This window comes from Bremerella sp. P1 (genome assembly GCF_028748185.1).
In the GTDB taxonomy this organism is placed as follows: Bacteria; Planctomycetota; Planctomycetia; order Pirellulales; family Pirellulaceae; genus Bremerella.
Genome location: NZ_CP118164.1, coordinates 3313580 through 3337293 on the forward strand (window position 1 = coordinate 3313580; position 23714 = coordinate 3337293).

The 23714-nt window shown below is 54.8% G+C and carries 23 protein-coding genes and 5 tRNA genes; 24 read left to right on the top strand and 4 right to left on the bottom strand.

Features of this window, described 5'->3' with window-relative positions; translation table 11 throughout:
• Nucleotides 1–10: 10 nt before the first annotated feature.
• Complete coding sequence (gene glgC, locus PSR63_RS13905; RefSeq protein ID WP_274334063.1) at nucleotides 11–1270, bottom strand: glucose-1-phosphate adenylyltransferase; 1260 nt, start codon at nucleotides 1268–1270, stop codon at nucleotides 11–13.
• A gap of 256 nt (nucleotides 1271–1526) precedes the next feature.
• On the opposite strand from glgC, the gene PSR63_RS13910 reads away from it, so the two are divergent.
• On the top strand, nucleotides 1527–2243 hold the full coding sequence (locus tag PSR63_RS13910) for a class I SAM-dependent methyltransferase (RefSeq protein ID WP_274334064.1): 717 nt from the start codon (nucleotides 1527–1529) through the stop codon (nucleotides 2241–2243).
• 19 nt (nucleotides 2244–2262) lie between these two features.
• Here the strand turns inward: PSR63_RS13910 and PSR63_RS13915 are convergent, their stop codons facing one another.
• Nucleotides 2263–3417, bottom strand: a complete 1155-nt coding sequence (locus PSR63_RS13915) for an aldose 1-epimerase family protein (protein WP_274334065.1) — start codon at nucleotides 3415–3417, stop codon at nucleotides 2263–2265.
• A 410-nt stretch (nucleotides 3418–3827) separates the two neighbouring features.
• Between PSR63_RS13915 and PSR63_RS13920 the strand changes: the two genes are divergently transcribed.
• From PSR63_RS13920 to PSR63_RS13970, 11 genes are all read left to right on the top strand, one after another.
• Nucleotides 3828–4862 (top strand): sugar phosphate isomerase/epimerase family protein, encoded by a 1035-nt coding sequence (locus PSR63_RS13920; RefSeq protein ID WP_274334066.1) that lies wholly within the window; start codon nucleotides 3828–3830, stop codon nucleotides 4860–4862.
• A gap of 72 nt (nucleotides 4863–4934) precedes the next feature.
• A complete protein-coding gene (locus tag PSR63_RS13925) occupies nucleotides 4935–6074 on the top strand; it encodes a Gfo/Idh/MocA family protein (RefSeq protein WP_274334067.1) in 1140 nt (379 codons plus the stop codon).
• An 82-nt stretch (nucleotides 6075–6156) separates the two neighbouring features.
• Nucleotides 6157–6810 carry a hypothetical protein gene (locus tag PSR63_RS13930; protein ID WP_274334068.1) on the top strand — a complete coding sequence of 218 codons (654 nt, stop codon included), beginning with the start codon at nucleotides 6157–6159 and terminating at the stop codon, nucleotides 6808–6810.
• Nucleotides 6811–6852: 42 nt separating this feature from the next.
• A complete protein-coding gene (locus tag PSR63_RS13935) occupies nucleotides 6853–7701 on the top strand; it encodes a sugar phosphate isomerase/epimerase family protein (protein ID WP_274334069.1) in 849 nt (282 codons plus the stop codon).
• Nucleotides 7702–7979: 278 nt separating this feature from the next.
• On the top strand, nucleotides 7980–8735 hold the full coding sequence (gene scpB / locus PSR63_RS13940; protein WP_274334070.1) for an SMC-Scp complex subunit ScpB: 756 nt from the start codon (nucleotides 7980–7982) through the stop codon (nucleotides 8733–8735).
• Between the two features lie 11 nt (nucleotides 8736–8746).
• Nucleotides 8747–8995 carry a hypothetical protein gene (locus PSR63_RS13945; RefSeq protein ID WP_274334071.1) on the top strand — a complete coding sequence of 83 codons (249 nt, stop codon included), beginning with the start codon at nucleotides 8747–8749 and terminating at the stop codon, nucleotides 8993–8995.
• Nucleotides 8996–9264: 269 nt separating this feature from the next.
• Complete coding sequence (gene rpe, locus PSR63_RS13950) at nucleotides 9265–9960, top strand: ribulose-phosphate 3-epimerase (RefSeq protein ID WP_274334072.1); 696 nt, start codon at nucleotides 9265–9267, stop codon at nucleotides 9958–9960.
• A 17-nt stretch (nucleotides 9961–9977) separates the two neighbouring features.
• Complete coding sequence (locus PSR63_RS13955) at nucleotides 9978–10565, top strand: histidine phosphatase family protein (protein WP_274334073.1); 588 nt, start codon at nucleotides 9978–9980, stop codon at nucleotides 10563–10565.
• Nucleotides 10566–10638: 73 nt separating this feature from the next.
• Nucleotides 10639–11493: an acetyl-CoA carboxylase, carboxyltransferase subunit beta gene (gene accD / locus PSR63_RS13960; protein ID WP_274334196.1), complete on the top strand. Its 855-nt coding sequence runs from the start codon at nucleotides 10639–10641 to the stop codon at nucleotides 11491–11493.
• A 236-nt stretch (nucleotides 11494–11729) separates the two neighbouring features.
• Entirely contained in the window at nucleotides 11730–12608 is an 879-nt protein-coding gene (locus PSR63_RS13965) for a serine/threonine-protein kinase (protein WP_274334074.1), read from the top strand.
• 157 nt (nucleotides 12609–12765) lie between these two features.
• On the top strand, nucleotides 12766–12972 hold the full coding sequence (locus PSR63_RS13970) for a small basic protein (RefSeq protein ID WP_274334075.1): 207 nt from the start codon (nucleotides 12766–12768) through the stop codon (nucleotides 12970–12972).
• Between the two features lie 74 nt (nucleotides 12973–13046).
• On the opposite strand, the gene PSR63_RS13975 is transcribed toward PSR63_RS13970, so the two are convergent.
• Complete coding sequence (locus PSR63_RS13975) at nucleotides 13047–13808, bottom strand: DUF3891 family protein (RefSeq protein ID WP_274334076.1); 762 nt, start codon at nucleotides 13806–13808, stop codon at nucleotides 13047–13049.
• Nucleotides 13809–13905: 97 nt separating this feature from the next.
• Nucleotides 13906–15357, bottom strand: coding sequence for a hypothetical protein (locus PSR63_RS13980; RefSeq protein WP_274334077.1), 1452 nt, complete (start codon nucleotides 15355–15357; stop codon nucleotides 13906–13908).
• Between the two features lie 594 nt (nucleotides 15358–15951).
• Between PSR63_RS13980 and PSR63_RS13985 the strand changes: the two genes are divergently transcribed.
• The 12 genes from PSR63_RS13985 (at nucleotide 15952) to rplA (ending at nucleotide 23698) form a co-directional block, all read left to right on the top strand.
• Nucleotides 15952–17625, top strand: a complete 1674-nt coding sequence (locus PSR63_RS13985) for a sigma-70 family RNA polymerase sigma factor (protein WP_274334078.1) — start codon at nucleotides 15952–15954, stop codon at nucleotides 17623–17625.
• Between the two features lie 225 nt (nucleotides 17626–17850).
• A complete protein-coding gene (locus PSR63_RS13990) occupies nucleotides 17851–18546 on the top strand; it encodes a hypothetical protein (RefSeq protein WP_274334079.1) in 696 nt (231 codons plus the stop codon).
• A gap of 309 nt (nucleotides 18547–18855) precedes the next feature.
• Nucleotides 18856–18928 (top strand) — tRNA-Thr (locus PSR63_RS13995).
• Nucleotides 18929–19028: 100 nt separating this feature from the next.
• Nucleotides 19029–19110, top strand: a tRNA-Tyr gene (locus tag PSR63_RS14000).
• Between the two features lie 54 nt (nucleotides 19111–19164).
• A tRNA-Gly gene (locus PSR63_RS14005) sits at nucleotides 19165–19235 on the top strand.
• Nucleotides 19236–19401: 166 nt separating this feature from the next.
• Nucleotides 19402–19473 (top strand) — tRNA-Thr (locus tag PSR63_RS14010).
• 77 nt (nucleotides 19474–19550) lie between these two features.
• Nucleotides 19551–20747, top strand: coding sequence for an elongation factor Tu (gene tuf / locus PSR63_RS14015; protein WP_274334080.1), 1197 nt, complete (start codon nucleotides 19551–19553; stop codon nucleotides 20745–20747).
• A gap of 58 nt (nucleotides 20748–20805) precedes the next feature.
• Nucleotides 20806–20878: transfer RNA gene (locus PSR63_RS14020), tRNA-Trp, on the top strand.
• 110 nt (nucleotides 20879–20988) lie between these two features.
• Nucleotides 20989–21456 carry a preprotein translocase subunit SecE gene (secE, locus tag PSR63_RS14025; protein WP_274334081.1) on the top strand — a complete coding sequence of 156 codons (468 nt, stop codon included), beginning with the start codon at nucleotides 20989–20991 and terminating at the stop codon, nucleotides 21454–21456.
• Nucleotides 21457–21535: 79 nt separating this feature from the next.
• Nucleotides 21536–22384 (top strand): transcription termination/antitermination protein NusG, encoded by an 849-nt coding sequence (gene nusG, locus PSR63_RS14030; RefSeq protein WP_274334082.1) that lies wholly within the window; start codon nucleotides 21536–21538, stop codon nucleotides 22382–22384.
• A 161-nt stretch (nucleotides 22385–22545) separates the two neighbouring features.
• Entirely contained in the window at nucleotides 22546–22971 is a 426-nt protein-coding gene (gene rplK, locus PSR63_RS14035) for a 50S ribosomal protein L11 (RefSeq protein ID WP_274334083.1), read from the top strand.
• Between the two features lie 49 nt (nucleotides 22972–23020).
• Complete coding sequence (rplA, locus tag PSR63_RS14040; RefSeq protein ID WP_274334084.1) at nucleotides 23021–23698, top strand: 50S ribosomal protein L1; 678 nt, start codon at nucleotides 23021–23023, stop codon at nucleotides 23696–23698.
• Nucleotides 23699–23714 lie beyond the last annotated feature (16 nt).

Consider the following 23714-nt stretch of genomic DNA (forward strand, 5'->3'; position numbering starts at 1 on the left):
CCGCCATTCTCTAGGCAACTTGGGGCTTGCCAGAGTTCATTTGCGGTTCGATGAGGTCTTCCTTGGCAATCACGACCAGGCCCGACTGCGTGACGGTGAAGCCACGGCTACGGTCGAGATCCAGGTCGAAGCCGATTTGGGTATCCGCTGGAATCGAAACGCCTTTATCGATGATCGCTCGGCGGATTTGACTGTGACGCCCGACCGAAACTCCCTCGAATAAAATCGAATCGTGCACCGATGAAAAGCTGTTCACACGGACGCGCGGGCCGATAATGCTGCGTTCGACCTCGCCGCCTGAGATGATCGATCCTCCGCAGACGACGCTATCGAGAGCATATCCGCGACGATTCGGATCGGACTCCCCACCAAAGACAAACTTCGGTGGTGGCACGTTCGGCTGATAGGTCCGCAGTGGCCAGGCTTCGTCGTAGATGTTGAGTTGTGGATCGACCGAAACGAGGTCCATGTTCGCTTCGTAGTAGGCGTCCAGCGTTCCGACATCCCGCCAGTAGGCATCGTGCTTCCGGTTCTCGTCCCGGAAAGGAAACGCGTAGACGCGATGCGTATCGATGATCGATGGAATGATGTTCCGACCGAAGTCATGGGCGCTAGTGCGAATGGTGGCGTCTTTGCAAAGCTGTTCGAACAAAAACGCAGCGTTAAAGACGTAGATACCCATCGAGGCCAGGCAGTGCTGGTCGTCGCCGGGGATCGTCTTCGGGTTCTCTGGCTTCTCGTCGAAACCGAGAATCTTCTGCTCGCGATCGATCTGCATCACGCCAAACGAACGAGCTTCCTCGACGGTTGTCTTAAGAGCTCCGATCGTCAGGTCGGCTCCGTTCTCGATATGAAATTCGAGCATCGATGCGTAGTTCATCTTGTAGATGTGATCGCCAGCGAGGATCACAACATACTTCGGACGATGCTTTTCGATCGCGTAGATGTTCTGGTAAACGGCATCCGCGGTGCCTTGGTACCACTGTTCGTCAATCCGCTGTTGCGGAGGAACGACGTCGATACACTCGCCCAGTTCGCGACAAAAGTAGCGCTGCCATCCGACATTGATATGGCGGTCCAGGCTTTGGGCTTTGTACTGCGTCAGCAATTGAATCTGTCGAAAGCCACTGTTCAAGCAGTTCGAAAGAGCGAAATCGATAATGCGATAGACGCCGCCAAACGGGACTGCGGGCTTGGCGCGATCGCGGGTCAATGGTTCCAAGCGGGAACCCTTGCCGCCGGCAAGGATCACGGTGAGTACGTTCTCCATCCGTTGCGTACCTCAGCTATGATTGGGGTGTGGGAAGAGGCTTGGGAAGCTTGGGGCGGGCCTCCGAGGTGTCTGTCGCATTCTATCGGCTTTACCCAAACCTCAAAACTAAAAAATGAGGTCAACTCGCTAGCGGATTGCGCAAAGCGGAAACTTGTCGTGCGGACCATAACGGTTAATTCGCCAGCGAACCGATGTGGATTGCAGACTGTCTTCGACAATAGGTAGGCGAAGTCTGGAATATTAAAGGACACCGATGAATTCCGCAGAGAAATCAACCGTCGAGGAAATCAGGGAACGTTTTGACAAGGATGTCGATCGCTTCTCGAACTTGGAAACAGGGCAATCAGCCACAATGGATGCCCCGTTGGTGCTGGATCTCATCACGCGTGTTGCCACGGCTCACCTGCCCGGCGCGAAGCATGTGCTCGATATCGGTTGCGGCGCCGGAAACTACACTTTGAAGCTGCTCGAGCGAATCTCCGGCTTGAGTTGTACGCTGATTGATTTGAGCCAGCCGATGCTTGATCGAGCGAAGCAGCGGCTCTCGCAAAGCACGGCCGAAGAGGTGATAACGCTTCAAAGGGATATTCGCGAAGTCGAACTTCCCGACGAAACCTACGATGTTGTCATGGCTGCTGCCGTGCTGCATCATCTTCGCGACGATGCCGACTGGAACAACGTCTTCCGGAAAATCCACCAGGCAATGCGTCCCGGCGGAATCTTCCTGGTGAGCGATCTGGTGACTTCAGATTTACCAGCGGCAGAGGAAGTTCAACGAAATCGCTACGGCGAGTACCTCACCGACTTCCGAGATGATGACTACCGCCAAGCCGTCTTCGACTACATAGAAAAAGAGGACACCCCGCGGAGCGTCCTCTTTCAAGTCGATGTATGCCGATCAGTAGGCTTTCGCCAAGTCGAGGTCTTACACCTCAACGCGTGTTTCGGTGCCTACTGTGCGGTGAAGTAGTTGGGAAGATGCCTAAGGGCTAACTGCACCAGGCTGACTGGGGCGTGGTGTGGACTGTTGCCTCTTTTCCTTCCGTTAGGCCCGCAATCTTCTTCTCGATAGCTTCCACGCTCGCGTCATTTGGGTGGAATTGCAGTGCCAACTCGATCTCGTATGTCGCACCTGGCGCGATCTTGAGTACGCGGTCGTTCTTTTCTTCGAACGAACGCGGGTTCGGGAAGTTAGTCGCCGGCTCAAGCCCTGTTACATAGCCATCCGCTTCAGCGGCCGTGTTTTTCCAAATGACGAAGCAGGGAAGCTGCTTGATGTTGAAGTGCACAGAAACCCCTTGGTCGCCGGATGCATTCTTAAGCAGTGCACAGGTATCGCCATTGGCATCCGCGGCAAGCTGCATGAAGTAGACCTGTTCGGCGTAGCCGGCGGTTGGTCCCTTATAAGTTGACCACGTATCGACGTCCTCTACGGCCCGTTCGTCACGAGGGCACAATTCGGTCACGGGACAAACGACCGAAGCGCCTTCGCCCAGGATGGGGGCTCCCATGTTGATGTGGTACAGCATCTGGGCTGTGCTTTCCTGGGCAGCACGATTGATGATTTGGTCGCGGATGCGGAAACCGTTTTCGCCCGGCTTGGTACGGATCTCGGTCTTCATCGCGACGTTGTAGCAAAGGAACCGCGTCTCGCGGATTTCGCCGCTGATGCACATCTCGCCATCGGGAGTGACCTCGACGACCACGTCTTCGGTCGGTTGGTTTGCGATTCGACCGTGCAGGCCATACTTCAGCCGGCCTGTATCCGCGTCGAACTCGGGGGCCCCGTTGCTTTCCAAGCCACAACGGACGATCAGTTCGTCCATTCCATCGAGCCAGCCGAGTCCGCTGGGTTCGGAAAGGGGAACGAACTGGGGATGAACTGGGCCTTCTACGGGAGAATCCCAGCCAATACGTGTGTTGCCATACTTGGCCTGGTGAATGCCCATGCCACGGGTCGGAATGGTGGTGAAAGAGAACTCGCCGTTTTGGACAGTTAGAAGCTCGACCCCGTCGCGCCTTCCACCGAAAAGCCGCGTGTGGGTCACACTCAGACCGTGCTGCTTGGCCGCTTTCAGGAAGGGAGCGGGCTGCTGATAAGGGGACGTGACATCGTACTCACTTAGGACCCAGCGATTGCTCATGTTGCTCTCTCTTGATTTGTCATTTCTAGACAGGTTTTTGGCACGAACGGACAAATTGCCGTTACCATACGCGTGCTACGCGTGAAATTCCAGCACAGAAGGCTTGAAAAGGGCCTTCATTTACTTGTCACCAGGATAAAACTTGTTAAAACAAGCGCTTTCCCTTGACCGCTGAGGGCCCTTCAGGGTCTGCGCTAATCAAATCGTCTTGTGCCCCTACGGCATGTGTTCCCACTGCATCATGCTACCAGACCGGAGTAACGAGCCGAGATGATCGAAAGTATTGTTCCAGGGAATACCATCGCCAAGATTCTGGACGCAACGCGGAAAACTTGAAGCCAATCCGTTGCCTGCCATCACATCTCATTCTCATCCTCACAGAAACATAATCTCTATCGGAGCACTCTCTCATGAGTACGCATCCCAACGCGTCCCCGAAACTTCATAACGCCATGTGGCCTGGTTTGGTTGGTAAGGAAGAAGGAACTGATCATCCGCCGATCAGCCTGGAACGCATGCTGGAACTGACCGCTGCTGCCGAAGTGGATGGCATCAAGTTCGACGGGATCGACTACTTCCTTTTTCACCCCCACACCGACCCGGATGCTTCGGACGACGAATTGAAGCGAATTGCTGACCTGGTTGCTTCGCACAACCTGACGATCGGCTCGTTGGTTGCTCCGATCTGGCCCGGCACCGTCGGTGGTCCGGCGATGGGTACGGATGAAGAACGTTCCAACTTCGTGCTCGCCGTGAAGAAGGCGTGCCGGATCGCGAAGATCTTCAACGAGCATGGCGTTCGTCAGTACGGTTGCATTCGTATCGACTCGGCCAGCGGCGTTGAAGATTGGTCCAAGGATCCGGAAGCCAACACCAAAATGATTGCCGAAACCTTCAAGGAAGCCGGCAAGGTTGCCGCCGACAATGGCGAACGCCTGGCGGCCGAAGGGGAAATCTGCTGGGGCGGCATGCACTCGTGGAAGGACATGTTGAATCTCTTAGAAGCGGTTGGCATGCCGGAAACCGTTGGCTTCCAGGCTGACTTGGCCCATACCTATCTCTACCTGCTGGGCTACAACGCACCAGAGCATGCGTTGCTAAAGGAAGGCTACACCGAAGAAGAGTTCTGGGCTGCCTACACCGAAATGACCAATGCCCTGCGAAAGTGGACGATCGACTTCCACGTCGCTCAGAACGACGGCAGCGTGCACGGAACCGGCTCGCACGACAAGACCGGCCGTCACTGCCCTGCCGACGATCCCAACGGCAAGCTGGATATCGTCAAGTGCAGCCAGTACTGGCTCGAAGGTGCCCAGGATCGCGGTATCAAGCATATCTGCTGGGACGGTTGCATGTTCCCGAATGAAATGCTCGAGAAGCAGGAAACCTGGAACACGATCCTCGATGTCATGATCAAAGTTCGCGACCAGTGTGGCTGGAACTAGGCCCGCCTGCGACTCATTTCACTAACACCCCGCGCGAATTCCTTCGCGTTCATCCTCTGGGAGATAGACAACATGGCAAAGAAACCCCTGCGTATTGGCCTGGTCGGTTATGGCTTCATGGGCCGTACTCATTCGAACGGTTACAAGCGGGTACCTGATTTCTTTCCAGAACTCGAATACCAACCTGTGCTGAAGGCCGTTTGCGGTCGTAGCGAAGACAAGACCAAGGCCTTCGCCGAGCAGTGGGGCTACGAGTCGTACGAGACTGATTGGAACAAACTGATCGCTCGCGATGATATCGACGCCATCGACATCTGTACGCCTAATGACACGCACGGTCCGATTTCGATCGCTGCCGCCAAGGCCGGCAAGATGGTTCTGTGTGAAAAGCCAATTGGTATGAGCACCGCTGAAGGCGAAGAGATGGTTAAGGCCGTCGAAGACGCCGGCGTACCGAACACCATCTTCTACAACTATCGTCGTATTCCCGCGGTGACGCTGGCCAAGAAGATCATCGACAGCGGCAAGCTGGGTCGTATCTTCCACTACCGTGCTAACTTCCTGCAGGACTGGACAATTAACGCCGATGTTCCTCAGGGTGGTGCTGGTCTGTGGCGATTGGATGCCGCTTCGGCTGGTTCCGGCGTGACGGGCGACCTTTTGGCTCACTGCATCGACACGGCGATCTGGCTCAACGGTAGCATCAAAGACGTGAACGCCGTGACCGAAACGTTCGTCAAGGAACGTCTGCACAGCGGAACCGGTAAGAAAGAGCCTGTGAAGATCGACGATGCTTGCTCGTTCTTCTGTCACTTCGAGAACGGTTCGCTCGGGTTGTTCGAGTCGACCCGTTATGCTCGCGGTCACAAGGCCCTGTATACCTTCGAGATCAACGGCGAACATGCCTCGATCCGCTGGGACCTGCATGACCTGCACCGCATGGAATACTTCGATCATTCCGACGAAGGCGAAGTCCGCGGTTGGCGTTCGATCCATGTCACCGACGGTGAGCATCCTTACATGGATCACTGGTGGGTGCCGGGCCTGAACATCGGCTACGAACACAGCTTTGTCCATCACGTGGCGGACTTCCTCAAGAGCATCGAAGAAGGCACGGCATGCGAGCCAACCTTCCGCAGTGCCCTGGAAACTCAGAAGGTCTGCGACGCTGTTCTTTCCAGTGCCGCCGAAAAGGTCTGGAAGGACGTCTAGTCGATAGGCATCCACGATCGAAATCAGGGAAAGGGCCATCGAACGCCCTTTCCCTTTTTCGTTTCGTGGCAAAGATACTCGCATGAACTACTTAGCCCACGGAAGACTGTTTCTCGATCAGCCGTACTTCCTTGCCGGAACAGCGGTGCCGGATTGGTTGAACGTGGTTGATCGCAAGTGCCGAGCCCGCTCGAAGAAGGCCCTTCCCCTTTGCGATTCCAGTGATCCAATCGAAGCACAGATTGCCGCTGGCGTGGTTCAGCATCATGCCGACGACGATTGGTTTCATCGGACCGAAGAATTTAACCGACTGCAGTGGGATTTTACGAAGCGAATCCGTGATTTCCTCGGCAAAGACAGCGGCCTTCGGCCTAGTTTTCTCGGTCATATTCTCGTCGAATTGTTGTTGGATTCGGTATTAATTGAAAATGATCCCGATGAGCTAAATGCTTACTATGCCGCACTCAATGAGGTCGATGGAGGCCTCGTGCAGCAAACGGTGGAACGCATCGCCGAGCGGCCGGCGGATCGTTTAGATTGGTTCATTGGGCGATTCGTCGAGGTGCGTTTTCTCGAGGATTACCCCAGCGACGAAAAACTGCTTTACCGGTTGAATCAGGTGATGCAGCGCGTCAAACTACCAGCTTTGCCCGACGCATTTGGTGCGCTCCTGCCGGAGCTTCGCCGAGACGTGCGGGCCTCGTCCGCGGCCTTGCTGACCGCACATTCCACTTAATTGCCCCTCAAGATTTTTCATAAAGACCAGGAGACCCCGTCGATGAAATTTGGCATGAATTTGTTGCTTTGGTCCGGCGATCCCGATGACAGCCTGCTGCCGGTGATCGAAGAGTTGAAGGCCATGGGATATGACGGGGTGGAGATTCCACTTTTCAATCTCGACGTCGACAAGTGGACGAAGTACGGCGAAAAGATCAAAGCCATGGATCTGAAGTGCACCGCCGTCACGGTCCGCAACGAAGAGGACAACCCGATCAGCCCCGATGCATCGGTGCGTGCGAAAGGTGTCGAACTCAACAAGAAGACGCTTGACTGCTGTGCCGCCTTGGGCGCCGAAACGCTTGTCGGCCCCTATCACTCGGCGATCGGTATCTTCAGTGGTGCCGGCCCAACCGAAGACGAATGGAAGTGGGGCGTCGATTCCATGCGACAGGTTGCCGAGCATGCCGGCAATGTTGACGTGATGTTGGGTGTAGAAGCGCTCAACCGTTTTGAAACGTACCTGCTGAACATCCATAAGGACTCGGCTCGTTTCGTCCGGGAAGTCAATCATCCTAACTGCAAGATGATGTACGACACCTTTCACTCGAACATCGAAGAATCGGATATCGCTCAGGCCATTCGCGATTGTTCGGACGTACTGCATCACGTCCACATCTCAGAAAACAACCGTGCCACTCCAGGCAGCGGGCACATCGATTTCGATGTGAATTTCGACACGTTGAAGGAAGTCGGCTACGACGGCTGGATGGTCGTGGAAGCCTTTGGCCTGGCCCTGCCGGAAATCGCCGCCGCTACCAAGATCTGGCGCAAGATGTTCGACACCGAACTGCAACTGGCCAAAGACGGCCTGGCGTTCATGAAGCAGGAAGTTGCCAAACGCTGGTAGTCCGCCGGTTTAATTGATCTGAAGCAGAAGGCCACGTTCGCGTGGCCTTCTTTTTTTGAAGAGATTTAGCCACAGAGGCCACAGAGAGCACCGAGGGGGAAGAATTAAGAAGAGCCACGGATTACACAGATTCCACGGATGAGAGGAGCAACAACAGGTTGCCGTTGTGAGTTGGTCCAGTTTGTTCCCCTTTCCTCGGTGCTCTCTGTGACCTCTGTGGCTAGCTCTTCCTCGGCTTTCATCTTGGTTAAAGCGGGAACGATCGATATAGTTCGGTTATGACGGACGACGAGGAACAGTTCGATCTCTCTGCGATGTTCGCCGACGACGCCGACGACGGTGGGCTTTCGTTGGATCGTTTGTCGGAAACGTACGCCGAGGCCCTGGGCAATCGTCCTGTGCCATTTCAGGAAGAGACTCCACCGGAGTCTGACGAGGAAGCGCCAGACGACGAATCGACCGCTGAAGCCATTTCGCGACTGGCGGATGAAGCAGAAGCGGATGATCCCTGCGAACTGTCTCCCACAACCATTCTAGAAGCGATCTTATTCGTCGGGCACGCGTCGAACGACAAATTGACGGCTGAAAAGGCCGCTTCGGTGATGCGTGGGGTTCAAGCAGACGAAATCGACGATTTGGTTTCGCAGCTTAATCGCAAGTATGAATCTGAAGGTTGCCCCTACGAAATCACGGCGGTTGGCGGAACTTATCGCATGGCCCTCCGTGACGAGTTTCGCCCCTTGCGCGAGAAGTTCTACGGCAAGGTACGTGAGGCCAAGCTCTCGCAGCCGGCGATCGATGTCCTCTCGTTGGTTGCCTACAACCAGGGTGCCACGCGGGAAGAAGTTGATGACATGCGGAACAAGCCGAGCGGGCCAATTCTCACCCAGTTGGTGCGTCGCCGGCTGTTGCGTGTGCAGCCTGACCCGGAAGATAAGCGGCTGAAACGCTACACGACGACTGAACGCTTTCTGCAGTTGTTCGGGCTGACCTCGCTCGATGATCTGCCTCAGCCCCAATCGCTTGATGATTGATTGGAGAGGCCGTGTCGGGCGAACCCGAAGGCGATGAGCCTCAGATTGATGTTGTGCATTCCCAAGAGAAACTCGTCGTTGTCGGACGAGAAGCGATCGCCCAAACACAGGACCTAGGCGACGCGATTCGGTTGCTGTTCTCCCGAGGCATGGGCCTACTTTGGATTTGCCGTGCATTGCAGCCGCATGTGAATGACGAACCGTTAGCGCTAAAACGTCGTGTGCTACAGATTCATCACGAAGTCGATGAGCAGAAGTAGGCACCATGAAATTCGTAGAGATTGCTCGTTTCGAGAAGGTGTCTATCGAAAATAAGGTCGCTGTAAGTCGTTGAATATAGGTGGCTTATGGCGACTGCGGCTTTTGGCAGCTGACGAGCCAAGATCCGCTTGGTACAATGCGTCCCATCGATTTTGAGGGGCACAAGTTGCCCCTAAACTCGCTTCCGCGATACTTAGTGAGTATCGTCAGGCGAAAGCCCAAGTGGTTTTTCTCGGAAGTGATTCATCCCCCCGACGCAAGGTTTGGCATGTCCCGTCGTTCGCATCTCGCGCGACTTCGCCAACAGTCTCCGCTTATTCTGCCATCAGTGCTATCGTGTGACTTTAGCGATATGCGCGGTGAGGTAGAGCGACTGGAAGCTGCTGGCGTGCAAGCACTTCATTTGGACGTGATGGACGGAAATTTCGTCCCCAACATTACTTACGGAATGCCCATTGTGGCAGCATTTCGTAAGTTGACACAACTTCCGCTCGACGTCCATTTGATGATCGAGAATCCGGAGCGTTATATCCGACAGTTCTATGAGGCGGGCGCGGATATCATTACCGTTCACGAGGAAGCGACTGGAATCGACACGGCCAGTGTCCTACAAGAGATCAAGGATATGGGCTGTGGAGCCGGGGTGACCATTAACCCCGATATCCCTGTCGAGCGAGTTCTCCCTTTCGTGGACACAGCCGACTTGATACTAATCATGAGTGTTAATGCAGGTTTTGGCGGTCAAACGTTCAATCCTGTGGCGTTGGAGAAGCTCGAAGCTTTGCGAAAAGTCGGTCCTCCCGAACTTCTGTTGGAAGTCGACGGAGGCGTGAACCTGGAAACGGTTCAGGCATGTACCGAAGCCGGGGCTGACCTCTTGGTAATAGGATCAGCGATTTTCAATCAATCGGATTACGGCGCAGCGATTGACCAACTCTATCGATCTGCCCAAGTTTCGACCTAATTGAGAACAGCTTAGCCATGTTACGAATAGTGCTCGTCCGACCTGGGCAGACCGAATACGACTTTCAGGGTCGCATCCGTAGCCGTCTTGCCGTTCCGCTGACCGAAGAAGGAACACGCCAGGCGTCGGAAATGGTTCAACAGCTTCAGGCCCTGGAGATTCAGGCCATCTACTGTGGCCCTTGCCAGTCATGTCAGCAGACCGCTGAGACGTTCGCCCATGCCCTGGGTAAGCGAATCAAGCAAATGGACTGCCTGGCGAACTTGAACGCCGGACTTTGGCAGGGAAAACTGATCACCGAGGTCAAGCAAAACCAGCCGACCGTCTACCGATTGTGGCAGGAAAACCCAGAGGCGGTCTGTCCCCCCCAAGGGGAGACTTTAGGCGAGGTGCGCTTGCGTGTGCAGAACGCCCTAGACAAGATATGGAAAAAGCATCAAAAAGGTGACGGCAATGTGATTGTAGTCGCCCCAGAACCTCTGGCATCCATCATTCGCAGCGAGATCCTGCAAACCGACTTCGGTGATTTGTGGCAGGCCGAACGTCGATGTGGATGGTGGGAATTGATCCAGTATGAAAAAAACGCAGTCGTCTCGAAAGTCTAAGCCTGGCAAGAAGCAAGTGGCTGAAACTGACGAAACCACCTCTCCGACTACTCCCCTCGTCGAGGCATCCAACATGGCATCCGTTTCCTCGGATATCGCATCTCAAACCGAAGAATCCGGCAAACCTAAGAAACGCGGCGTACCGGAAGGCCTATGGCAACGATGTCCCGGCTGTCAGGCCGCCATCTTCCGTAAGCAAGCCGAACAGCAGTTGGGCGTCTGTCCCGAGTGTGACTATCACTGGACCATTACGGCTCAGCAGCGAATCGAGCAGGTTCTCGATACCGGAACTTTCGAGGAATGGGACACCAACCTCCATTCACTCGATCCGCTGGAATTCAAGGACAAAAAGTCGTACGCCGACCGCCTGGTGGCCGAGCAGAAGCGAACTGGCCTGCGAGAAGCGGCTCTGACCGGCTGCGGCATGATCCGTGCTCGACGTGTCGCCATCGGTGTGACCGACAGTGCGTTCATCATGGGTAGCATGGGAAGCGTCGTCGGCGAAAAGCTGACGCGACTGATCGAGCGTGCGACCGCTCAGGACTTGCCGCTGATCATCATCAGTGGTTCCGGCGGTGGTGCCCGTATGCACGAAGGGATCTTGTCCCTCATGCAGATGGCCAAGACAACCGCGGCGCTGGCCAAGTTCCACGAGGCCGGAGGGCTGTTCATTTCCGTTTTGACCAATCCGACCATGGGTGGCGTGGCTGCCAGCTTCGCATCCTTGGGTGACCTGATCTTCGCCGAACCGAAGGCCTTGGTGGGCTTCGCCGGTCCACGAACGATCAAGGCAACCATTCGCATCGATCTGCCAGAAGGCTTCCAGACCAGCGAATTCCTGCTGGAACACGGCTTTGTGGACCGGATTGTCCCGCGAAACAAGCTGAAGCTCGAAATCGCCCGCGCGATCGACTACTGCGGCAAATAGTCTCAGTCCGCCCTAATCCCACCGGCGACACTCTCACGGATGGTGTGTCTTGTGTCGCTTTGCAGGCCAGCTTAAAGTGGGGGATAGAGGCACCGGAACAGACAGACTAAACCCATCCAAGCGACGTCGATTTTGGCGACTGATGCGCCAATTTTGTCGGACGAAATCCGTTCAGGGGCCTAGATTTGAAGTATCGTTTCAAGTTTGTACCCTGATCGCGCGAGTCGCTTTTCCCGATGAGTCTGCTCAAGAAGTTCACGTCATTCTTCGCCGGCCAACCCAGGCTTGATATCGCCTCGCGATTTTCAATCTTGAAAGAAGCCGTCTCGGGGACGATGAGCGAATTCTACAAGGTCCGCGAGCATTCGACCGGCCGAACGCTCGGGCTCAAGATTCTCGACCTGGAAAAGCAGCAATTCTTCGATTCTCGCTTTCAGGGGCTGAAGCGTCCCAAGGAAGGCGAAATCGCCATGTCGCTCACGCATCCGTGCATTGTGCGGACGCTGGAGCACGGCTTGGTGACCACTGGCCAGCAATACGTGCTGATGGAGTACTTAGAAGGCAAAGGGCTCAATTCGCTGATTGTCGACCGAGATCCGATGCTGGAAGGGAAGCAGCTGGTCTTGCTGCGTCAAATGGCGGACGCCCTGGCCTGCGTCCACGAGGCCGGGTACATCCACCGCGACATTTGCCCTCGAAACTTCATTGCGGCCCCAGATTGCCGCTCGTGCAAGCTCATCGACTTTGGGCTCACGCTGCCCGCCCTGCCGGAGTTCATGGCTCCTGGCAATCGTACGGGGACACCAAACTACATGGCCCCTGAGATCGTTCGTCGCCGACCTACCGACCAACGCGTGGATATCTTTTCTCTGGGCGTAACAGGTTTCCGCCTTTTGGTTTACGAATTGCCATGGGCCAGCGTGGAAGGGACCGGGCGAGATGCTTTGAGCCACGATACCGTCCCACCTGGCAACATCTTTGACCATCGTCCGAAGCTCAATCGGGAATTGGGGGAGCTGATCATGTCGTGCATCGACCGTGATCCCCGCAACCGCCCCGAGACTGCCCGTGACCTGCTTAACGCGTTGCAGAGAATCAAGCGGTTAGACGCTTAGAGGCGGCCCATTTGGTGGGTGAGTTACGCCTTGACGCCCATTCGGCCTCTGGTATCATGATGCGTTTCCCCTCGATCTAAAATTGTCGCCTAGGCGATAGAATACCCGGCGGATTGCCCGTATTCCGCCTGATAACGCATAAATCAGGAGAGTTACCGTGACCATCGATAAGAGCCTTAAGGTTAAGCGGGGTGGTATTTCGACCCGCAGTGTACTGAAGCGTAGCGAACGTATTGCTCAAATGAAGCAGCAAGGTACCTTCAATGACGAGAGCACTTCGCCTATCGGTCTGCCCAAGACCAAGGTCGTGAAGATCTCGATGAAGAAGAAGAAGAAGGTCAAGGAAGAAGACGCGAAGAAGTAGTCGTCTTTCGCGATTCAACGATACAAGCAAAAGCCCTGGCGATTTCGTCAGGGCTTTTTGTTTGGTTGCCGCTGCTACTTGGGGGCGAACCGCCACTCAAGCTGACACCAATCGTTCATTTCGCGCAGGACATCGTCGGTATCAGCGTAGTCGCGATCGGGCACCAAATAGCCCCCCACGGCCACATGCACATGGTCGACGGTCCATGGCCAAGGAGACGTCAGGATGTTGCCATTGGGCTGCGGCTCGACCGTCAGCGGGATTTCGTCAGGGGTTTTCTCGAAGGTGTGAATCTCGCTGCGTTCGTCCAGGCACAGCCACAGGCTGAACCAGTCAAAGAATCGCAACTGCGCGACGGCCAGCTTTTCTTCTTCGTCGGAGCACTGGGGATGACGTTTTTCCCAGTTGTCGCGCCACGTCTCGCATAGTTCTTCGTATTTGTGGATGAAGGTCTGACCTGCTTCGCTTTCGGCCGACTCGCTATGCTCGCGGAGCGTCATGAAGTGTTCGGCAATCAGGTACTGAGCAAACGGGCTGATCCGTGCGGCCCACTCGATCGACTTCGTCCAGATGGCATGCGAGTCAGGTGCCGGGGAGTCGAGAAACGAAACCGGACGCTTGGTCTTGCGATCGATCGGCGGAGACTTGTCGACCGGGATCCAGCCATCGTCGTGATGAAAGATCGCTGGCCAGACCACCTCTGGGTGAACCAAAGGGGCGAACGGCTTGTTGCCCCAGTGCGAAGCAAGATCGCCTGAAAGGGCGGCGTGCACCGACTGTTGTATCAGGAACAACTTGGGTTCACCGTCGGGTAATTTGTAGGGGCGAACAATCACAGCGGGGCCTTTCAGCGGGCAAATAGACCAGCAGAGCACTGTTCAAACGACGAGTCGTGACAGCGCTCTGAGTAATTGTACGCGCCGATCGTCGCGATTAGCGTTTTTCGGCCGATTCGACCTTCGCTGAGATCAGTTCGGGTTCCTCGGCGCCTTCTTCTTTTGGGCTCTCGGCCACGGTCGGCTTGGGGCCTTCCATCAGATCGAATCCGCTCATGAACGAGCGGTCCGTCTGCCCGAACTTCTCGGCCAAGCTGGTCTCGAAGGTGAACACGGTCGAGTAGCGTCGCCCGTTGTCGTCCGAGATCAAGTAATAGATCCAGGTGATTGGCATCTTGTTGGCCGTACCGACGGCGGTCACACGAAGCTCACGAAGACCTTGCGAATTGATTGCCTGCGAGGCATCGACAACTTGGCCCAGGCGTTCCTTCAGGGCTTTCTTGACTTCCGCTTCAAAGCCTTCGAGCGTCATCTGTTCGCCCGCTTTCATGTTGGTCAGGCGATTCACGTTGGCCTGGGCAATCAGTTCACCATCAGCAACCATGCGGAAGACGGTTTGCTTGGGTGTTTCGGCCATGGCATGCCAGCGGCGATCGTGCATCAGGCGAAATCCGCCCTCTTTACCCTCGAAGGCCAGCATCTTGCTGCCGTCGTTGGCCTGCAGATTCAGCTTCGCGAGATTGGTGTCACTAAGCTCTTCGGTGGGCTTGGCTGCTTCAATCTGGGTGCGGACAATCGCGGTGACATCGAAGCCGGGAAGTGCATGGCCAATACTGCGGTCTTCTTTGATAGAAGCCGCAAACCAGGTGATGGCCTGATTCCTGGTGTCCAGGTTCAAACGTCCCTTCAGCTCAATTTCGGTTGCGACGCCTTGGATGGCTCCGGAAACCTTACCTTCGAGCGAGATTTTAGCCACTCCAGACTTGTCCACATCGGTGAGGGTCGCCACCACTTCGTGGTTATTGATGGCATCGATGCCCAAGACTTGAGCGAGTGCTTGGTCGTCTGGCGACCAGGTTTGGGTGATGGCAACCGGCTGGGCAGGAAATAGTTTCGATAAGACGGCCGGGTTGCCAGGAACGCTGATCAATTCCAGTTCTTCCCGCGTCAGGGTGTACTGCGGGCTGAACAGAATGGGTTGATCTTCGCTGGTATCGACGGAAATCAAACGCTTAACGGTCGGTAGCTTGTCGTCCAGGGGCTTTTCATTGGCCGTCGAGTTCGTCTCAGCTGTTTCGTAGTAGCGTACTGCTGAGGTTGGGCCCAGGACTCGTTCGATGGCGACGTACTTGCCTTCGAGAGTCATCGGATAGTGGCGTACCTTCTTACCGTCCGGGTTCACACGCATGGTTCCCTGGACTTTCAGCTCGGTGCTAACGCGTCGAGTCTTCCCGTCGAGCTTTTCTGTCAGCTTCCAGGTGTCTTCTGCCAAAATAGGTGAAGTGGCCCACAGTGCGAGGATCGAACCGGCCAGTAGGATGTGCTTAAAGGTGCTCGGGTTTCCGTAATTTCGTGTAACGAATATTGCCCGGTAAGCATCGAAATACATGTGTTCGGCCTGGAATTTGAGGTCTCTCGGGAAAAAGCGAAATCGCTATATACGGGAGAATCGTCAAATTCGGCGGAACAGGTTGAAAGAAAGTTGCCGCTGCGGTGTCTATCTCACGAGAGGCCTTTGTTTTTCCTGCTTCCAAGAAGTGGACAAAGCGTCAGGATTTGACATTTGCGGCATGTGTGCCTACGAAAGCGAGATGTCTCGCTGGATTTGGCATGATATTCGCAACAGGTTTTCATGCATTGACTTACGACAAATGGCAGTCGCTAGTCATGACCCCTGAAACGGGGGTTTTTGAGAAAAGCATGAACAAATGAGCAACCAAATGAGTCATTTCCTCGTATAAGGTCATAGAGAAAGTTGGTTCGCAAGCTAATAGTTGATCGTTCATCCGTTTACTTTGCGTTCCACTAGACTTTTCAAGCATCTGACAGAAAGAGGCGCTCATCGACCGATGAGTAGCTGTCCCGTTGCTTGAGTGATAGTTCCCCGGGAAGGGGAGCTCTCTCCAAGTTAGGCATCGTCTGGGCGATCGGAACTCGCAGGGAAAACCAGACAGGTGTTGTTGATCACTGAGTGAGGGACAACATGAACAAGGGATATAAGAATGTCGCGCTCCGACAGTTGCGCGATCAACAAATTAAATATGCTCCCCGGGATCGAAAGCTAGATCAGGCTAATCGTGCGGAAAAGCTGATCACCGAGATCGATCCTAACAAGCAATATCCGGTCGACTACATCTACTACCGTCTGACCGATTTCCGCCCGGAACAACCGAGCGTTGGTTCACTCCTTCCAGGTAAGTCCGCCGCTGAAGATTTGCGTCTGATGGTGGAAGACCTTTCGGATGCCGCTGACGTCTCCGTCGATACTGTTCCGGAAGAAGTGCTGACGGTCGAGCAACTGAGCGATCGCTTCAACGTTTCGACCAAGACCATTTCGCGTTGGCGAAAGCAGGGGCTCGTGAGCCGTAAGTTCCTCTTCGAGGGGCGTAAGCGAGTGGGCTTCCTTCGAAGCAGCGTCGAACGCTTCGTGAAGGACAATCCTGATCGGATCGAACGAGGTCGTCATTTCAGTCAGCTCACCGATGCGGAAAAGCTGGAAATCATTGATCGAGCTCGTCGCCTGGCCAACGCTGGCGGTACGCCTTCCGAGGTTGCCAAACGCGTTGCCGCGAAGATGGGACGTAGCGTCGAAACGATTCGTTACACGCTGAAGCATCACGATGACGAACAGCCGAAAGAAGCCGTTTTTCCCCGAGGAACCGGCCCTTTGACCGAATCGGCCAAGCAGATCATCTACGGCGAATACCGCCATGGTGTGTCGGTCGATCGACTCGCGGAAAAGCACGGCCGTACCCGGGCATCGATCTATCGTGTGATCAACGAAATTCGTTTCCGTCACATCATGGAATTGCCGCTGGATTGCATCTACAACGACGACTTCGAGAAGCCGGAGTTGGAAGAAGAAATCCTGGGTGATATGCCACCTCATGAAAAGCCCGCCCGTAAGGTTCGGGTTCCATCCGGTCTGCCGACCTACCTGGCTTCGCTGTACGAAATGCCGCTGCTGACGCGTGAGCAGGAATATCACCTGTTCCGGAAGTTCAACTTCCTGAAGCACAAGGCGTTGAAGATTCGCGAAACCCTGGACGAACAGCGTCCAAAGTCGAGCGACATGGACGCCATCGAACAGCTGTACGATCAGGCCAGCGACGTGAAGAACTTGATCGTTCAGTCGAACTTGCGACTGGTGGTCTCGATCGCCAAACGCCACGTTGGTGCTACCGAAGACTTCTTCGAGCTGGTTTCGGACGGCAATATGTCGCTGATTCGTGCTGCCGAGAAGTTCGATTACTCGCGTGGTAATAAGTTCAGCACGTACTGTAGCTGGGCGATCATGAAGAACTTTGCCCGGACAATTCCGGTCGAATTCCGTCATCGCGACCGTTACCGAACGAGCTTGGACGAGTACTTCACCACGCGTGTTGACGAGCGAAGCGATCAGTACGAGCAGGAAATGGCTCAACAGACTCGTGAAAAGCAGATCGACAAGATCCTGCATCGCTTGGACGAACGTGAGCAGAAGATCATCATCCGCCGATTCGGCTTGGATCACAGCCGCGAGCCACAGACCTTGAAAGAGGTTGGTGAAGAGTTGGGTGTGACCAAGGAACGAATTCGCCAGATTGAAGCTCGGGCCCTCAACAAGCTGAAAACGGCTGCCCGGGACTACAACTTCGATCTGCCAGAAACCAACTAAACCCCTGGGGCTCGCGAGAGTCCTGCCCATCATGCGAAAAGCCAGAGACTTCGGTCTCTGGCTTTTTTTATTGGCTTGAGGTCCGTGTGATGTACCAATTTATCGTCATTTTTGGGGTGATCTGATAGGCTTCGTTTGTGGGCCTGCTTTTCGACGAGTGCATCGCTTTTGCACTCGAACTTATCGATTTCGAGAGTGTCTTTTCTGAGAAGTAGGAGTCGAATCATGAACGTATCTGTCCTTGAGCGTCAAACAATTACATGGGACACACCGGTTAGCCAATGGGAGCGTCTGGGGGACGACGATCCGCTTTCGGATGAGCTTGCCCAGGAGGCCAGCGAGCTATTGGGCTACACGCTACTTGCCAAGAAGAAGCGAGAAGCTCGCCGGCAGACGACACTCGAGCAGACCATGGCCGAGTACGACATCCGCCCTTTTACGCCTGAGAGCGTGCGTAAATACAAGCAAGCCTGCGAGATCAAGCCGTCTATGTTCTGGCCAACGGTCGTCGAGTCGGTCCTGGGGCTGACTTTTACGGTAATTTTGGGGGCGATGGGTGGGCTTTTCTTTTCGGCATTATTGATGAATACCATGGTCTCCTACTATTGTGCTCTGACCATCGTTGGCGGTGTCGTGGTGGGAATCTTGTTTACATATTTCAGCTCCCCTCTCGTCCGGCGTGAGTGGCGAATGCTTGAACTGGCGTCGTATCCGGAGCCCGTCCCGGAATACGCGCTGCAAACGGCCTTGGACATCAAGAAGAAGCACCCAGGCGTAAGCTTCTACGTTGATGTGTTGGAAGAGAAAAGTGTTGTGGTTGACCCATTCCTGGTAATGCGCGTTCAAAGTGGCAATATGATCCAGGATTACTACATCGAAGTGTGGAACGAGTCGGCGTTTTCGGGGCAGCGGGAAGTCTGACCCTGGCATGCTCTAAAACGCGGCATCTAGACGATTTCCGTGCCCAGCTGAGGCTGGGCACGTTCTGTTTGCGGACGCGCGACTTCACCTCGAAAAATGCCGCATCGAGCCCGTCCCATTAGGCAAACTGGATTGGACTGTAACGGGGGGTTAGTGAGCGCAAATAGTCTCGTGAACTCCTCTCAGGATGCGGTGTCTGTAAGGCGGCACGGATTTTGGACGAAATTTGCCGTTCCCGTGCTCATCCTGGCTTGCGAGGAAATTCGGACTCGTTATAGTTATTGGTTTTCCATAAAGCCCAGGTAGTGGGCTAGCGTAGCTCAATTGGCAGAGCAGCTGATTTGTAATCAGCAGGTTGTGGGTTCAAGTCCCTCCGCTAGCTTAAAAAGCCCACTTTTGTGGCTGAATTTGGACGGATCATTGCCGTTTTCATCGGGTTGCCGAACCCACCAGTTTCGGACGCCTGGAAAAGCGGATATGTTGGGGGGTTTCCCGAGCGGTCAAAGGGGACAGACTGTAAATCTGTTGGCATTGCCTTCACAGGTTCGAATCCTGTACCCCCCACTGAATAGTTCCTGGGCTTTATTGGAAGAAAAGACAGCAAGGCCTGGGTAGGTTGCGGGTGTAGCTCAATGGTAGAGCAACAGCCTTCCAAGCTGAAGACGAGGGTTCGATTCCCTTCACCCGCTTCGCAGCACGCCTCTTTACCGGGCATGTTGTGAGCTTGCCGATGCGGCCCCGCAGGTCGATAAGGCTTCGTTGTCGAGAATCGGGTTGTCCGTTTGGGCGGCTCGGAAGCGAGTAGCCGGGTAAAGGTGGCGGAAGCAAAGCCCCAAACAAGCTTCCCATTTTTCGGCTGCTGTAGCTCAGTGGTAGAGCACTTCCTTGGTAAGGAAGAGGTCATGGGTTCAAGTCCCATCAGCAGCTCTTCACGGCACCTTGATTTTCGTATTTAGACAAATCCCAAATTTCACGGTTTAGCTGGGGTAAGAAAGACAAAGAAAATGGCCAAGGACGTATTTGAACGATCTAAACCTCACGTCAATGTTGGCACCATCGGTCACATCGACCACGGTAAAACGACCACCACTGGCGCTATCCTGGCAGTTCAGGCTGCTAAGGGTCTGGCCAAGATGAAGGCCTACTCGGAAATCGCCAAGGGCGGTACCGTTCGTGACGAAACGAAGACGGTTACCATCGCTGTGGCTCACGTCGAGTACGAATCGCCGACTCGTCACTATGCTCACATCGACTGCCCCGGCCACGCCGACTTTGTGAAGAACATGATCACCGGTGCTGCCCAAATGGACGGTGCGATCCTGGTGGTTTCCGCTGCTGACGGTCCAATGCCGCAGACGAAGGAACACGTTCTCCTCGCTCGCCAGGTTGGTGTACCTTGCATCGTGGTTTACTTGAACAAGTGTGACCTGGTCGACGACGAAGAGTTGTTGGATCTGGTTGAACTGGAAGTTCGTGAACTGCTGAACAAGAACGACTTCCCAGGCGACGACTGCCCGGTTGTTCGTGGTAACTCGCTGGCTGCCTATAACAAGCCAGACGATCCGGAAGCTTCCGCTTGCATCACCGAATTGGTTGAAGCACTGGATAGCTACATTCCAGAACCAGAACGCGAAACCGACAAGCCGTTCCTGATGGCAATCGAAGACGTCTTCTCCATTGAAGGTCGTGGTACGGTTGCTACCGGTCGTATCGAACGCGGTGTTGTGAAGGTTGGTGAAGAAGTCGAAATCCTCGGTCTGACCGAGAAGCCGACCAAGACCACCGTCACCGGTGTCGAAATGTTCAACAAGATCCTGCAAGAAGGTCACGCTGGCGATAACGTCGGTTGCCTTCTGCGTGGTGTCAAGCGTGAAGACATCTCGCGTGGTCAGGTTCTCGCTAAACCAGGTTCGGTTAACCCGCACACCAAGTTCGAGGCAGAAATCTACTGCTTGAGCAAGGAAGAAGGTGGTCGTCACACGCCATTCTTCAGCGGTTACCGCCCACAGTTCTACTTCCGTACGACCGACGTCACCGGTACTGCAAACCTGCAAGGTGCCGAAATGTGCATGCCAGGCGACAACGTGAAGATCGAAGTCGAACTGCACAAGCCGATCGCTATGTTTGAAGGTGTTCGCTTCGCTATCCGCGAAGGTGGTAAGACCGTCGGTTCCGGCGTTGTTACCAAGATCACCGAGTAAGACTTGTTTAGAATTCAGCTCGCCGAACCAGGCATTGGCTTTGGTTCGGCGATGCTACAGGGGCGTAGCTCAATTGGCAGAGCGCTGGATTCCAAATCCAGATGTTGAGAGTTCGAGTCCCTCCGCCCCTGCTAATTCGTTGGTGTTACCGAACTTGTTGAGCGCGTCGCACCGGTAGAGACATCCTGGAAACACCCCAGCGTCGCCGCCGCGGCAAGAACGCCAAAGACTGAGAGTGACCATGGCCAAGGAGAAGACCGTCGGTTCCGCTTCCCTTCTCAATGAGATGGTGCAGTGGAAAGGTTATAAGCCGACACAGGGTAGGGTTGCCCGCCAGGCAACGCTGATTTCGATTTGGGTGTTGATTGCGATCGCTGCTTACCAGCTGTATCAACAGTTGGAAGCTTACGCATCCATGGCCCAGTACAAGTTGCATTACGTGCTTCCGGTTGCCCTGGTTGTTGTTGGTTTTTGGGTCGCTTACCGACTGATTAACTGGCCTACGTTCGCGGACTTTTTGATCGCGGTCGAGGCAGAAATGAATAAGGTGACTTGGCCTTCCAAGGCCGAGTTGTGGCGAAGTGTCATCGTGGTGATCGCGTTGATCTTCATCCTGGCCTTGTTGTTGTTTGCGTTTGACTTGTTGTGGATCACCTTGTTCAAGACGATTGGACTGATCCCGCCTGATCCGCAGACGCCCGCCACTTAGGCGGCAGCAAGCGGCCCTGGATTCCAGATTGCACTTTGCTTAGATGGTCCGGTTTCGATAGCCGGTTAAGGTTAGTTTCGTGGCAAGTTCTCCTGACAATTCGTTCGATCCTCAGAAAGATCCCGAGACGGATATTCCTGCGGATGCAGCAGCTCCCTCGGAAGAAGCAGCGACACCTGAAGCTGCCTCGGAAGAGCCTGCGTCGACCGAGTCGGAAGACGTTGGTGCTGCCGAAGGCGCTGATGCTGGTCAGGAAGTCGTGGAAGAAGCGGCGGCCGAAGAACCAGCCGAGCCAGCGCCAGCGCCTGCTCCTGCAGCTGCCGGCAAGAAGCGTGGCCCCATCGAAGAGATCATTGAAGATGAAGAAGACGCTGCCACGGATGCAGCGAATAAGGAGTGGTACATCCTCAAGGTTCAGAGTAATCGCGAAAAGTCGATTTCCAACAACCTGGTTCGCCGGGTCAAAATGGCCGGTCTTGAGGATTACTTCGGCGAGATTCTTGTTCCCACCGAGGACCTGGTGGAATACAAGAACGGCAAGAAAAAAGTCACCAAGCAGAAGCTCTACCCAGGCTACATCGTCGTGCACATGGCAATCAACGACGAAACATGGTTCCTGGTTCGTGAGACCGGCGGCATTGGTGACTTCACGGGCGCCGCTGGCAAGCCAGTGCCCATGTTGCCGCACGAAGTGGATCGCATCGTCAAGAAGACGCGCAAGCCTGAAGAGGGTGAGCAAGAAGAAGTCAAGACGAACATTCGCTTCAAGATTGGCGACCATGTTCGCATCACCGAAGGCACCTTCGAGAACTTCGAGGGGGATGTCGAGGTGATCGACAACACCAATGGCCGCGTGACGGTCATGATTAATATTTTCGGCCGCACAACACCGGTGGAGATGGAACACTGGCAAATGGAGCCAGTTTAGTCCATTTCAGGCGTTGGACCGGTGGTCGATTCTTCTTATTCCCCCTTTGCCGGCGGACAGAGAGAACGAGCCTCGGGGCCTTAGTTTAATAAGCACACGGTTTACAAGCATACGGTTGCGGAAGCCCCATCACGGCACACCGCGGCACGGGAAACAGCAAAATGGCACGGGAACAAGTAGGTCAAGCGAAGTTTCAAGTCCCTGGTGGTCAAGCCACACCGGCTCCTCCGGTTGGTACCTCGTTGGGACGTTTCGGTGTGAACCTCGGTCAGTTCGTTCAGCAGTTCAACGACAAGACCCGAGAATTCAACGGCATGCCGATCCCCGTCGTCGTGACCGTCTACAACGACCGTACCTTTGAATTCATCTGCAAGAGCCCACCAGCGGCTGCTTTGTTGAAGAAGGCTGCAGGCCTAGCCAAGGGTAGCGGCACTCCGAACACCAAGAAGGTCGGCAAGGTCAGCAAGGACCAGATCGACGACATTTGCAATCAGAAGATGGCGGACCTCAACGCCCGCGACTTGGAACATGCTCGCCGAATGATCGAAGGAACGGCTCGGAGCATGGGCCTGGAAGTCACGGAATAGTCCCTGCCCCTAACGCGAACAACATCTCCCTACATACTGGCGATTGACGATGGCTAAACAATCCAAACGATATCGAGCCCTGGCAGAAAAGGTGCCAGCGGAAGCGCTGAACCTGAAAGATGCGATCGTTCTGCTGAAGTCGTTCGATACGACCAAGTTCGATCAAACTGTTGAAATTGCGATGCGATTGGGTATCGATCCGAAGCAAGCGGACCAGTTGGTTCGTGGTGCTCTGGTTCTGCCTCACGGTATCGGCAAGGTTCAACGAGTTATCGTTTTCGCCAAGGGCGACAACGCAACCGCTGCCCAGGAAGCTGGTGCTGATGAAGTGGGTGCGGAAGACCTGGCTAAGAAGATCAAAGATGGTTGGCTCGACTTCGATGTCTGTATCGCCAGCCCAGACATGATGGGCCTGGTCGGTCCTTTGGGTCGTGTCCTCGGTCCGCGTGGTTTGATGCCATCGCCGCGTGCCGGTACCGTGACCCCCGACGTTGCCAAGGTGGTTAAGGAATATAAGGCCGGAAAGGTCGAATTCCGTAATGATCCAACTGGAATTGTTCACGCAGTGGTTGGTCGACTCGGTTTCGAAGCCGACAAGCTGCAGGACAACATCCAGGCCTTTATCGATCATATCAATGGCCTCAAGCCCCAAGCGGCGAAGGGCACTTATGTTCGTAGCGTCAATTTGAGTGCAACGATGAGCCCTGGCGTTCTAGTTGCCCTCTAAATTGTTCCTCGCAAGT